This is a genomic window from bacterium (assembly GCA_023150945.1).
In the GTDB taxonomy this organism is placed as follows: domain Bacteria; phylum Zhuqueibacterota; class Zhuqueibacteria; order Zhuqueibacterales; family Zhuqueibacteraceae; genus Coneutiohabitans.
The window spans coordinates 129,981-142,529 of the sequence record JAKLJX010000007.1 but is presented as its reverse complement, the minus strand read 5'-3'; the positions used below and the strand labels follow the sequence as shown (position 1 = coordinate 142,529).

Here is a 12,549-nt window from a genome sequence, read left to right as displayed (position 1 = left end):
TGGCGGCACAACTCCGTCAGCTTGGCGGGAAACGCCGCGCCACCACGCGTGAGATCAGGCCGCAGCGTTTCGGCACGCCGGGATCTCTGCTTCTCAGGCCGGCGCGCAGGTGAAGCGATGCTGGCTGGCACACGGGGAAAAGCTCCGGCCGCGGTCGCCAGATCGATCTTTCTCTTGGTGATGCTCGGTGTTGCCTATGCTTCTGCCGGCCTTGCGCAAGTCACGGTGACGGCGACGGTCGATCGCACCCGCATCGGCCTGAATGAAGATTTCACGCTCAGCGTTGAAGTCACGGGCGGCAATGCCGGACAACCGAACTTGCCGGAGATGGAGAGCTTTGCGCGCCTCGCCGGCACCAGCAGCTCGCAGAGCATTCAGATCGTCAACGGCCGCATGTCGTCCTCGCACACCTATCATTACACTTTCATTGCCATTGCCAGCGGATCCTTCGCGATCGGCCCGGTGGAGGTTGAAGCCGGCGGCCAGGCTTATCGCAGCGATCCAATACGCATCGAAATTTTGCCGGCAGCCGGCGGCCAGCCTTCTGCTCCCGGCGCGCCGGCGCCGCAGGCGGATCCGAATGTCACCGCGGATGGCAGCCTTTTTCTGCGCGCCGAAGTCGACCGCAAGCAAGTCTTTGTCAACCAACCGGTGATCGTGACCTTCAAGATCTACACTGCCCGCAACGTCCGCAACTATGGCAATGCCAAGTTGCCGACCTTCACCGGCTTCTGGGTGGAGGATTTCCCCATGCCGCGGCAGCCGCGCACCTATCAACAAGTCATCAACGGCCAGCGCTATCTCGTCGCCGAGGTCAAGCGTACGGCGATCTTTCCCCAGACCGCGGGCCGCGGCACGATTGAAGCCATGAGCCTGGATTGCGAGGTGACGGCGGCGCAGCGCCGGCGACCGCGCGACATTTTCGACAGCTTCTTTGATGATCCGATCTTTGCGCCGGTCGAGCGCGTCACCATCGCCTCGCGGCCGGTGGCAATCGAAGTGCTGCCGCTGCCCGCGTCTGGCAAGCCCGCGGGATTCGCCGGCGTCGTGGGCAATTATACTCTCAGTGCGATGGTCGACCGCACCGCGGTGAAAGCGAACGAAGCCATTACCCTCACGGTGAAAATCTCCGGGCAGGGCAATATCAAAACCTTGCCGGCTCCCGCGCCGGAGCTGCCCGCTGATTTTGAAGTCTACGATCCCAAAGTTTCGCAAGACGTCGAGCATGGCGATACGCAGATCACCGGCAGCAAGAGCTGGGAGTATGTGATGGTGCCGCGTTACGCCGGCACGCATGTGATCAAGCCAATCACCTTCGCCTACTTTGATCCGCGCGCAAAACAATACGTCACGGCCAGCACCAAGCCCATCACCCTCACGGTCGAACCCGGCACAACCGAGTATGCCACCGCCGCGCTGAGCGGCGCCTCGAAAGAGGACGTGCGGCTGCTGGGCCAGGACATACGCTTCATCGCCACCAGCGCGGCGCCGCTGCAGCGTCTGGGCGCGGTCAACTATACCAGCGCGTGGTTTCTCACGCTGCTGGGGCTGCCGGTTGTCGGCTTTCTCGGCGCGCTGGTGTGGCAGCGCCATCAAGCCAAGCTGGCTACCAATGTCGCCTATGCCCGCAACCGCCGCGCCGCTGCCGCTGCCCAACGCCAGTTGAAAGCGGCCAAGAAACGGCTGCAGGCCAACGACAGCAAGGGATTCTACGCCGAGGTGCAGCGGGCGTTGATGGGATTTCTCGGCAACAAGCTCAACGTCGCGGAAGCCGGTTTGGTTACGGATCACATCGAACAGTTGCTCAAGGAGAAGAATGTCGCGCCGGCGCTGATCAGCGACTATCTCAACTGCTTGCACACTTGCGACTATCAACGCTTTGCACCGGCCACCACCAATGGCGCGGAGATGCAGCAGTTCTATCAACAAGCCGCCGGCGTGCTCGAACAACTGGAGGACGCGCTGTGATGATTCCCCGGCACGATCCTTCCGATCGCAGTCTCGAGACGGCTGCGCCGCACCGCGGGACAGGTGTCAGCCACCGCAAGGGCAGCGGCCTTGTGGCCGGCGGAATGCTGGCGCTGCTGTTCGGGCTTGTGCGCGTCGTTGCTGCGGATGAAGCCGGCAGCCTGTTCAACCAAGCCAATCAACATTATCAAGCCGGACAGTACGCCGAGGCGGCAGCAGCGTATGAAAAAATCATCGCGCTCGGCCGGGAAAACTGGCAGGTTTACTACAATCTCGGCAATGCCTACTTCAAGCAGCGGCAGCCCGGCATGGCGATTCTCAACTATGAGCGGGCGCTGCGCCTCAATCGCCGCAATGACGATATTCGCTTCAATCTCGAACTGGCCAATCTCGCGATCATCGATCGCATTCCGCAACCGCCGGTTGCGCTGGTCGTGGCCTGGGGCCAGACCGCCCTCAATTTTTTTTCGATTCAGCAAGTGGCGCTGGCCGGCCTGATTCTTTGGATTCTCCTGTTCGCCGGTTTGGCGGCAAATCTTCTCGCCCGCCGGCGAATCTGGCAGCTTGCCGGCCGGCGATTGGCCTGGGTCGCGGCTACGGGCGTGCTGGTGCTGGCCGTGATTTTTGCCGCGCAGCTTTATCAGCAGCGCACCTCGCGTTATGGCATCGTGCTGCAGAGACGCGTCATTGTGCATACTTCGCCGGCCGCGGACGCCACCGAGGCTTTTATTCTGCACGAGGGCGCGAAAGTGCAATTGCAAGAGCTGAGCGGCACTTGGGCGCGCATTCGGCTGGCGGATGGCAAAGTCGGCTGGCTGCCGCAAGCGGCAGTGGGCGTGATTTGAATGCCGGCACGCAGGAATTCCGCCAAGTCTGCCAGCAGGGGAATTGGGGTCATGATCGGGGCCTTGCCGTTGCCGGTGCTTCCGGCCGGCTTCTGCTCCTCGATCCGCCCGCAAAGCTTCATTCTCACGGGATGATTGAAAAGCAATGTCGGAACTTACACAGGACTATCGCAAGCTGGTGCGCACGCCCTGGCTATGGCTCGGCGCGCTCGCGCTGCTGTTTGTGATCGGCGAGTTGGGCTTCAACATCGTCGAGGCCGCGATTGGACGGTACCTGGTGTGGCACAACCCCGGCCGCGAAAAGATCGGCCGCAGTTGGCAGGAGGATCAAAACCGGCTGCTCGCCAACACCAACCTCGAACGCATCACACAAGTGCGGCGCGAGCAGTTGAGTTTGATCGCCGGCATCTCGAAGTTCGAGGAGCTGGTGAATTTCACCGCCTCCAACGCCCGCACCGAGCTGCCGCCCGAACAATTCGGCTTGATCTATCGCGAGCTGCCGGCACTGTTCCGGCCGTTGCTGGTGCCCACCGGCAGCATGGTCAGCTTCAACCGCGAGCGCAGCGTCGCGCAGGTCACGGTCAACCGCTATCCCGACCGTCTCGATCTGTTTCTGCTCGATGCCAATCGCGAGGTGTTGTATCAAACCTCCCTGCCGGCGGATCAGCTCGAAATGATCGTCAATCACGGCAAGGAGCGGCAGATGGACGTGCGCCAAGTGGCGCGCTTCGCCGGCCGGGTGTTGAGCGCCGCCGATTTCTTCGAAGTGCTGGACCGCAAATTCTATGATGAGCGCGCGGAAATGATCAAAGAGTTGCCGGTGTTGACCGATCCCAGCACGCACCTCGCGCGCGTCGGCTTCGCCAACCGCAGCACCGCCGGCTTTGTGGAGACCGCCTTCGCGCTCGATGACGGCCGCGCCCTGATCTACTATTTGCCGGAAGAATGGACCATGGATTTCATCGCCCGAGCCGGAGCGCATGCGAGCCAAAATCCTCTATAGTCTGATGCTGGCGGCGGCCGGCCTGCTGCTCACGGCTATGATCATCTTTTTCGTGGTCCTGAGCGACCTGCCTTATCTGCCCCGCGATTTGCGCAGCCTGGTGTTTGCCCGACCGACCGAGATCTACGCCGCCGACGGCACGCTGGTGCAGCGGCTGGGCGGCCGCACTTATGTCACGCTCGACAAGATCAGTCCCAATTTTCTCAATGCCGTGATCGCCACGGAAGACGGCGGCTTTTACCGGCACAGTGGCATCGACAAGCTCGGTTTGCTGCGCGGCGCCTATCGCAGCTTAACCGGTCATCCGCTGCAGAGCGGTTCGACCATCACCCAGCAACTCTCGAAATACCTCTTTTTCAGCTTTCAAAAAAGTTTCGGCCGCAAGCTCAAGGAGATTCTCATCAGCCTGCAGCTCGAAGCGACGTTCAGCAAGCGGGAAATTCTCGAGGCCTACTGTAATCTTGTCTATTTTGGCGGCGCGGCGCACGGCGTGGAAGACGCGGCGCGGCAATACTTCAACAAGTCCGCTGCTGATCTGACCGTGCCGGAGGCGGCCATGCTCGCCGGCATCCTCAACTCGCCGCAGAAGCTCAATCCCTTCTCCCATTTTGACAACGCCAAGACGCGGCAGCGGCTGGTGCTTTACCGGATGGCGAAGGAGGGTTATCTCAGCGAGGCGCAACGGCAGCAGGCAGCGGCGGATTCGATTCACCTTTCCAAACAGCGCTCGTTCGGCAATGATTTCATCGATTATGTGATCAGCGAGGCGCAGGCGCGCTACGGCCGCGAGCCGGTGCAATACGGCGGCTTGCGCATCTACACCACGCTCGATCCCGTGCTGCAGGCCATCGCCGAGCAGGAAGTCGAAGCCGGCGCGCTCAAATTGGAGGCCGAACTGGATTCCACTGGCCTGCCGTTGCAGGCGGCGCTGGTGGCGCTGGCGGTGCCGACCGGCGAAGTCAAGGCGCTGGTGGGGGCGCGGCGCTATGTGCCCGCGGCGTTCAATCGCGCCGTGGAAGCGAACCGCCACGTCGGCTCGTGCATCAAACCGTTTGTCTATCTGACGGCGCTCGAGCAACTGCGGGTGACGCCGCGCACGCTCGTGTATGACACGCTCACCACGCTGCGTGATGCCAACAACCGGCCCTATCGCCCGCGCAATTTCGATCGCCGCTATCACGGTGAGATGGTGCTGAAAGCAGCGCTGATGCAATCGCTCAATGTCATTTCAGCGCAGTTGACAGCCGAAGTCACGCCCGCAAAAGTCGTGGAAACCGCGCGGCGTATGGGCATTTCCACGCCGATTGATGAAGTGATTTCACTCGCGCTCGGCACGGCCGGCATGTCGCCGCTGGAGCTGGCCGCCGCGTATGCCGTGATTGCCAACAACGGCGTTTATCACCGGCCGGTGCTGATCAAGCGCGTCGAGGACGTCAACGGCGTGGTGCTGGATCGGGAGTACAGTTTCGGCGAGACCCGGTTTGATGCGCGCGTGACGTATCAAATGCTCGATATGATGCGCGGCGTGATCGAAGGCGGCACCGGCCGCGGCATTCGCGCGCTCGGCTTCACCGCGCCGGTCGCCGGCAAAACCGGCACCAGTACGGAGTACACCGATGCCTGGTTCACCGGCTTCACCACTTCGCTGGCCACTTCGGTTTGGGTGGGATACGATCGCGATGCGCAAATGCGCACGCGTGACGGCCGCGGGGTGGATGGCGGTCGCGGCGCCGTGCCGATCTGGGCCGGTTTCATGAAACGCGCCACTGCGCTTTATCCGGCGCGCGATTTCACCATACCGCCGGGGTTGAAGACCGTCTATGTGAATCCGGAAAAAGGCTGGGAAGTGATCAAACCGGAGGACGGATTACAACTGATCGTGCCGGAAGATGCCGCCGGCGGCATGTATCGCTGAGCGTAGGTTCCGCTTTCAAACACGCATGTCTTCTTGTGAGCATGCTGAATCTTGCCTCGTGTTGGGCTCGCCCCTGATCCTGCCATCGCCAGGGCAGGTGAGTATGGGCGAAGATTGGCAGGCAATATTCAAGGCGAAGCAAACCGGCAGATGGCGTAGCCTGGAATCAGTTGGATTGTTTCAATCCGTTGCAGAAAAGTCTGTTTCGCGAGTGCCGATCTTACTTGCGAAGCCTCAGTCGATCTGGCTGAGGAGGTAAGCGATCCCGCCTGCGACTGTTCCCACCGCGGTCAATCCCATGCCGGCATATGATCCCAACTTGATCCCCATCTGCAGAATCGTGTCATGATCATCCGGATAGACGCGCACGCGATCCACGCGGGCGGCGAGGCTCACCCAGTCGCGATAGCCGGCTGAGATTTCAGCGGTGTATCCTGCAAATCCGCGGGGATAGGGACTGTCGCGGAGGATTGCGCCCGGCGAGAAATCAACATGCAGGTTGGGATTCAACCAGTAGCGTAAGCGGCCTTGTGCGCCAAGCTGCGAATGCCAGCCGCCGTTCAAATAGGCTGAGAAGAAGAAGGCTGGGCCCACCGCAGTTTTCTCATTTAGCGTGAACAACCAGCCCAAACTCGTACCCAAATCCACGTGGCGCGCGGGCGCGCCGTTGGCGCCGGGCAGCGGCACGCTCGCAACAAAATCGGAGAGAGGGTAGGAGGAGCACGAATTCTTTTGGTCGTAGCGGAAACACGGTTGCGCAAAGCTGCTGGCGGCGGCAACCACGAGCAAAGTCAGCCCCAAGAGCATTTTACTCATGCGAAGGCCTCTCCGTAATGATGAAGGCTGCGTGACGCTGGACAGCATCCCCGCCGGGACGCGAGTGCACTGGGTCCATAGATTTTTGTAGCCCCGCCCCCTCGTGTGTCGCTGTCGAAGCAATCAATGCATGGGTTGGAGCGATGCGCCAAGGGGGCAGGTCCACGCATTCACGGTAACCGCGCACTGGTTTCTGCGTCGATCATGGCCGGAGCGAGTGCGACAGCCGCTCCCACGTTGCGAAGACCAGCGACACGTTCTCCGGCTTTGCCGCCGGGCCGAATTCGCATTGCGCGATTACGCCGCCGCCGGCATACAGCGACTGCTTTACGCTTTCCACCGCGGCGATGATTTCCTCGGCAGTGCCATAAGCCAGCAAATATTGCCGGTCGATCTCTCCCCAAAACGTGAGCCGGCCGCGGCAGCATTGCCCTACTCTCTCCACACCCATGCAAAAAAGCTGCGCGTTGATGGCATCCAGTCCCAGCTCGATCAAATCCGGCAGGATGTCGAGAATGTAGCCGTCGGAATGCATGAAGGCGTATTTGCCGTGCGCATGCGCGATTTCGATATAGTCGCGATAAAGCGGCTTGAACAGCCGGCGCCACATCGCGGGTGAAATCAGCATGGCGTGCTGCATGCCCCAATCATCGAGAAAAGTCAGCGCGTCGACCTCGGTGCCGGCCCACAGTTCCAGTTGTTTGAGATAGAATTGATGCAGCCGGTCGCGCAGCACAAAGAACTCGGCGGGCGGTTGGGCGAGGTCGAGCAGCAGATTTTCGGTGGTGCGGATGAATTGCATCTGCTCGAACGGGCGCGGCCCACAGCCCGAGAGCACGAACCGGTCGGTGCTGCGGCAAAAGGCATTCACTTGTTCGACGTCGACGCTGAGCAGCTCCTCCGGCACTCGAACGGTGTCGACCTCCTGCCAATCCGCCAGCAGCGGCTGCTGCACGATGCCGATGATGCCGGCCTCCGCGTTTTCGAAGCGGCAGCCCCATTCGTCCAGGTAAACGCCGGGTGCGTAGGCGTCACCTTGGGTGGGCGCCGGCCGGCGCAGGCAGGCCGGCGCTGAAATGATGTCATCCGGATAGCGTTGTTGAATCTGGCGCAGCTCGTTGGGGAAATGCGTTTCCGCCCACGGCAGCAGCCAGAGTTGCCGGGGGATTCTCTCCGGCCCGGCAAATTCCAGAGAGGCTTTGACCAGCTCGCGGGAAGTCATCATGGCGTAATCCTGAGGGTTGTCGGCGCGACACCAAGATTCGAGTTGATTCTCATCGCAGCTTCCAAAAATCCAGGCTGCCGTCATCTTCATGCAGTTCGGCCGGCTCGGGCTGAGCTTCCTGCAGCAAGTGGTCGCGCTGATACAGCCGGCCGGGACCCTGCTCGCCGTAGAAAACTTCAACCTCGGTTTTGTCGAAATCAGAATAGGCTTGGGAGGCATCATTCCCCAGCGGCTCCAGGCGCACGACGGTGTCGCCCTTCCAGGTGACGCGATAGCGCCACTGCCGAAACCCCGGATTGCCGACCGCGATCTCTTCCACCCGCAGCGGCAGCGGATAGCTTACCACGATCCGGTCGCCCGTTTGGCAGCGCCCCAACTCGAGATAGTTGCCCGACACCTGCGCCGCTGATTGTTGTTGTTCCACTGCCGGATGAAAGATGCTCTTTAAGACCGGTTGTGCCGCGAGCGGCAGCACCGCGCCGTTGACTTCGACCTGCAGCGCCTCTGCCGTGGTGAAATCAGGAATGCGCACCCGCACGGCCGCCGCCTCATGCAACGCAATTTGCAGCCGGCCGTGATAAGGCTGCTGACAGCGAATTTCCGCCTGCGGGAGCCGTTTGTCCAAGTGCATGTTGACCGACAGGACGCCGCCCTCGCAGCGCGCGGCATTTCTCCACAGAGTGAACAGCCCGTGCACGCCCGATCCGCCGCAACAGTTTTGCAGCGCGCGGGTTTTATCGCGCAGCTCCGGCCCGCCCCAATGTGCATTCAAGGTCTCGCGGTAGGCCAGGATATGATTTGGCGCGCTCCAGCCTGCCCAGGCGCCGCGCACGCGCGGCCCAATGTCGCGCCAGGTGAATTGGGAGGTGTCGCGCCGGCGATTGTCGGACTCCAGCCAGGCGGCCTCATCAAGCTGGCTTTCGGCAAAGTGATTGCGCGCCAGGCGCTCCATGTCGGCCCAGTATTCGGGATGGCCATGGTTGGCCAGTGTGACGCCCATGCCGGCGAAATCCATCAGCGCACAAGTTTCGCAGGCGATCAGATCGCACTGCCGTCCAATCACCTCGGGCAGGAAGCCGAAGCGCGTGCCGGTGGATTTGACATAGCCGTAAAGCGCCGCCATGCGACTGTACAAAACAGGATCGCCGGTCAGCAGGGCATAGTCCGCCGCGCCCACCATCGTGCGGAGATTGCTGTGCATGTGGCCGGCGGGGCCGAAGGTGTTGTCGGGCGTGAACAGGTTGCCGGTGAGGATGAAACGGTGTATCAGCAAGCGGGCTGCTTCCAGTGCTGCTTCGCATTGCAGATACCGCGCCGTGACCATCAGCGGCTTGAGGGGAAAGCACGCAATACCAAGCGGCGGCGTGAAGCCGCCACGCAACCGGCGCAGCATGCCTTCTGCCATATCTGCTGCGGCGCGGCGTAGGTTGGGGTCCTGGCGGTCAATGGCGGCGGTGGCCAGCGCGTAGAGCGTGAGTCCCGCATCGCCCCAATCGGCGACCGGCTCACAGTAGGGAGTCGCCGGGCGATACAATTGCCCATCAGCGGGATCGATCAAGGCCAGAATTTGGTTGAGCCAGATTTCTACGGTCGCTGCCGGCAATCCGGTCATGCGGCGCAGCATGATGGCGGCCTGCAATTGCCGGCTGGTGACGTCGCCAAAATCCGGCCAGTCATGCGCCGCTTCGGCGGGCGTAGTCCAAAACACGTTGAAGTACGGCAGTCCGTTGGCATCGATCAGGCGTTCGAGATAGTTGTGACAGTTGCGGGCGAGTTCTTCGAAGGAGAAAGCGGTGGGCCGCGTCATGGCTGGCTGCCTCCGGTCTGGCGGTGAAAAGCGCGAAAAGCGTGGAGAGGTGCGGCTGGAATTACAAAGAATAATTCCAAAGGGCAACGGGAAACTTCGTCGGCTGTTTTCACCGGCGCGTGAAGGGAAAAAGTGCTTGCAAATATTGAGTCGAAGGCTTAGACTCCCAGCGGTTTGTTGAAATCGAACACTTTACTGTGGCCGGGCAGAGACGGCCGGGCCTCGCGGTTGCGTGCCGTGCTCTGCATTTCTGCCGGGTGATACAATTAATGAAAGAAGAAAAATGACGAATCAGAGTGTGGGCGCGATCGTCTGCCCGAATTGCGGCAAGCTGATCAGCCGGAATGCTGAAACCTGCATCCATTGCGGCTACCGGAATCCCGGCCTCTGGGGGGTGGGACCGAAATTGAAGCATTGGCTCGAGCGATTCGGCTTCACGCAGGCGGTGATGGCGGTGTGTCTGGCGTTATACGCCGTGGCATTGCTGCTCAATCCCAGCGCCATCTTTCGCAGCCGCGGCGGCATTTTGCAGATGTTGCTCGGTTTTCTCTCGCCGGACGGTGTGGTGCTCGACCAGCTCGGCATGACCGGCAGCTATGCCATGCAGGACGGCCGTTGGTGGACGCTGATCACGGCAATCTATCTGCACGGCTCCCTGCCGCACATTCTGTTCAATCTCATGGGCCTGCACCAACTCGCGCCCGCAGTGGAAGAGTTGTTCGGTACCAGCCGGCTCATCGTGATCTTCACCTTTGCGGGCGTGCTCGGATTTCTCATTTCCTTTTTTGCCGGCGTCGCATTCACCATCGGAGCCTCCGGTTCTTTGTTCGGGTTGCTGGGCGCGCTGGTTTACTATGGCAAAAGCCGCGGCGGACGGTTCGGCGAGTCGGTCTACAGTCAGGCGCTGCAATTCGCCGTCATCATGTTCGTCTATGGTTTCATGATGAGCGGCATTGTCAACAACTGGGCGCATGCCGGCGGCTTTGCCGGCGGCTATCTCGCCGCTATGTTGTTGGGCTACTCGGAGAAGAGCAAGGAAAACTATCGCATGCAGCTTTGGGGTGTGGCGGCCATCGCGGTGACGGTGCTGGCCTTTGTGCTGGCGCTTTGGCGGGCCCTCACGACGTTGGCTTGAGCCGCGCCGCGGCCGCAGCTGCTGCACCAGTTGACGGAAATGCAAAGCCCGAGCGGGAGGTTCCCACTCGGGCTTTTGTCTTTTCTGCAGCTTTGTTGGCGTTCGGCTCAGCCGTAGATGCCGCGCAGCGCCAGGGTTTTCGCCACCCGGTCGATGGCAAGCACATAGGCGCCGATGCGCATGTTGACTTTGTACTTCTCCGCGGTGTTGTTGACGTCGTCCAGGGCTTCGTTGAGCATGCGGGTCAGCCGGGAGAACACGTCTTCCTTGGACCAGAAATATCCCATGCGATCCTGCACCCACTCGAAGTAACTCACCGTCACGCCGCCGGCATTGCAGAGAATGTCCGGAATCACCACGATGCCGCGATTGGACAGGATGGCATCGGCCTTGGCCGCGGTCGGGCCGTTGGCGCCTTCGGCAATGATCTTGGCTTTGATGCGATCGGCATTGCGGCTGTTGATCTGATCCTCCAGCGCGCAGGGCGCAAGAACTTCGCATTCGAGTTCAAGCAGCTCGGTGTTGGAGATCGGATCGCCGCCCCGGAAGCCTTCGAGCAGGCCCTTGTGCGCATCGCGGTGTTTGATCGCCGCCGCGATGTCGATCCCCTTGGCGTTGTAGTAACCGCCGGTGACATCGCTGATGGCGATGACTTTGCAGCCGAGCGCGGCAAATTCCTGCGCCGCCACCGACCCGACATTGCCGAAGCCCTGAATCGCAATGCGGGCGTCTTTCAGTTCGATACCGAGTTTTTCCATCATCGCGCTGGTGGTGATGACCACGCCTTTGCCGGTGGCTTCGACGCGGCCCTGGGAGCCGCCGAGATGAATGGGTTTGCCGGTCACCACCGCAGTGACGGTGTGGCGCACGTGCATGGAATAGGTGTCCATGATCCAGCCCATCACCTGCTCGTTGGTATTAACGTCAGGCGCGGGCACGTCGCGCTCGGGGCCGAAGATCTCCAGCAAGTTGGCGGTATAGCGCCGGGTGATCTTCTCCAATTCGACTTTGGTCAGCTTCTTGGGATCACACTTCACGCCGCCTTTGGCACCGCCAAAGGGAATATTGACCACCGCGCATTTCCACGTCATCCACGCGGCCAGCGCCTTCACTTCGGAGAGATTCAAATCCGGCGAGTAGCGCAGCCCGCCCTTGGAAGGCCCGCGCACTTCGTTGTGGATGACGCGGTAGCCTTCGAACACTTCGATTTTGCCATCATCCATTTGGATGGGCACCGACACAATGATCTGCCGGATGGGCGTGCGCAGATATTCGTACACGCCCGCATCCAGTTCCAGGATTTCGGCGGCGACTTTGAAGCGCGCCATCATGGATTCGAAGGGATCATCATCGCTGGGTTTGATGGGAGCAGCTTCAACGTACTTGTAGGGGGTCGCGCTTTCCATGCAAATCTCCTCATAAAGTTTGGTGTGTGGGCGGCCGGCGCCATCCCGGCGAGCCAAGCTCAAGGTTGGTCTGATGGCGGGGAGGGTTGTTCCTGCTGCAACCGGCGAATCACTTCGAGAACGACCTTGCGAATCAACTCCGGGTCGGCTTGTGCACCCAATTCTTGAACCGCCTCCCGGACGATTCGCCGCAACAACTCTTCTGAAATTTCCATGCGGCAAAGGGGCCGAATGCTGCACGTCTATGGCTGCGCCAACGAGCGTCATTCGCAGCCGGCTTTTGTTCAAAGTTCAATCCAAGATTCAGGGCAGGTACCGGTGTACAGCCAGGCGCTGCCGGCCGGTAAGGTCAATGGCAGGATCTGTCATCGAACTCAGTTCAGCATCGCGATTCTACTCTCGAGTACTTCCCATGCAGCAGAAACCCGG

At 61.0% G+C, this 12,549-nt stretch carries 9 protein-coding genes; 5 read left to right on the top strand and 4 right to left on the bottom strand.

Translation table 11 applies throughout. The features are described from left to right. Window positions 1-117 precede the first annotated feature (117 nt). The 4 genes from L6R21_11590 to L6R21_11575 all read left to right on the top strand — a co-directional run bounded on the left by L6R21_11590 (window position 118) and on the right by L6R21_11575 (window position 5,731). Window positions 118-1,968 carry a BatD family protein gene (locus L6R21_11590; protein MCK6559828.1) on the top strand — a complete coding sequence of 617 codons (1,851 nt, stop codon included), beginning with the start codon at window positions 118-120 and terminating at the stop codon, window positions 1,966-1,968. Then, window positions 1,968-2,813 (top strand): tetratricopeptide repeat protein, encoded by an 846-nt coding sequence (locus L6R21_11585; GenBank protein ID MCK6559827.1) that lies wholly within the window; start codon window positions 1,968-1,970, stop codon window positions 2,811-2,813. Before L6R21_11590 ends, L6R21_11585 begins: the two co-directional genes overlap by 1 nt. 145 nt (window positions 2,814-2,958) lie before the next feature. Next, window positions 2,959-3,816 (top strand): hypothetical protein, encoded by an 858-nt coding sequence (locus L6R21_11580; protein ID MCK6559826.1) that lies wholly within the window; start codon window positions 2,959-2,961, stop codon window positions 3,814-3,816. Next, window positions 3,794-5,731, top strand: a complete 1,938-nt coding sequence (locus L6R21_11575; protein ID MCK6559825.1) for a penicillin-binding protein — start codon at window positions 3,794-3,796, stop codon at window positions 5,729-5,731. The genes L6R21_11580 and L6R21_11575 overlap by 23 nt, the downstream gene beginning before the upstream one ends. A gap of 234 nt (window positions 5,732-5,965) precedes the next feature. Here L6R21_11575 and L6R21_11570 read toward each other — a convergent pair whose 3' ends face one another. From L6R21_11570 to L6R21_11560, 3 genes are all read right to left on the bottom strand, one after another. Continuing rightward, window positions 5,966-6,547: a hypothetical protein gene (locus tag L6R21_11570; protein ID MCK6559824.1), complete on the bottom strand. Its 582-nt coding sequence runs from the start codon at window positions 6,545-6,547 to the stop codon at window positions 5,966-5,968. Window positions 6,548-6,749: 202 nt separating this feature from the next. Further along, the gene (locus L6R21_11565) at window positions 6,750-7,772 is read right to left on the bottom strand and encodes a methyltransferase (GenBank protein MCK6559823.1); all 1,023 of its coding nucleotides are present in this window, start codon (window positions 7,770-7,772) and stop codon (window positions 6,750-6,752) included. Window positions 7,773-7,821: 49 nt separating this feature from the next. Then, window positions 7,822-9,579 carry a hypothetical protein gene (locus L6R21_11560; GenBank protein ID MCK6559822.1) on the bottom strand — a complete coding sequence of 586 codons (1,758 nt, stop codon included), beginning with the start codon at window positions 9,577-9,579 and terminating at the stop codon, window positions 7,822-7,824. Between the two features lie 283 nt (window positions 9,580-9,862). On the opposite strand from L6R21_11560, the gene L6R21_11555 reads away from it, so the two are divergent. Beyond that, entirely contained in the window at window positions 9,863-10,714 is an 852-nt protein-coding gene (locus L6R21_11555) for a rhomboid family intramembrane serine protease (protein ID MCK6559821.1), read from the top strand. Between the two features lie 107 nt (window positions 10,715-10,821). Here the strand turns inward: L6R21_11555 and L6R21_11550 are convergent, their stop codons facing one another. Next, window positions 10,822-12,120, bottom strand: a complete 1,299-nt coding sequence (locus L6R21_11550; protein MCK6559820.1) for a Glu/Leu/Phe/Val dehydrogenase — start codon at window positions 12,118-12,120, stop codon at window positions 10,822-10,824. Between the last annotated feature and the right edge of the window lie 429 nt (window positions 12,121-12,549).

Coding starts and splice junctions, on each gene's coding strand:
- L6R21_11590 (MCK6559828.1), top strand. CDS start 118: ATGCTGGCTGGCACACGGGGAAAAGCTCCGGCCGCGGTCGCCAGATCG.
- L6R21_11555 (MCK6559821.1), top strand. CDS start 9,863: ATGACGAATCAGAGTGTGGGCGCGATCGTCTGCCCGAATTGCGGCAAG.
- L6R21_11570 (MCK6559824.1), bottom strand. CDS start 6,547: ATGAGTAAAATGCTCTTGGGGCTGACTTTGCTCGTGGTTGCCGCCGCC.
- L6R21_11585 (MCK6559827.1), top strand. CDS start 1,968: ATGATTCCCCGGCACGATCCTTCCGATCGCAGTCTCGAGACGGCTGCG.
- L6R21_11550 (MCK6559820.1), bottom strand. CDS start 12,120: ATGGAAAGCGCGACCCCCTACAAGTACGTTGAAGCTGCTCCCATCAAA.
- L6R21_11580 (MCK6559826.1), top strand. CDS start 2,959: ATGTCGGAACTTACACAGGACTATCGCAAGCTGGTGCGCACGCCCTGG.
- L6R21_11575 (MCK6559825.1), top strand. CDS start 3,794: ATGCGAGCCAAAATCCTCTATAGTCTGATGCTGGCGGCGGCCGGCCTG.
- L6R21_11560 (MCK6559822.1), bottom strand. CDS start 9,579: ATGACGCGGCCCACCGCTTTCTCCTTCGAAGAACTCGCCCGCAACTGT.
- L6R21_11565 (MCK6559823.1), bottom strand. CDS start 7,772: ATGATGACTTCCCGCGAGCTGGTCAAAGCCTCTCTGGAATTTGCCGGG.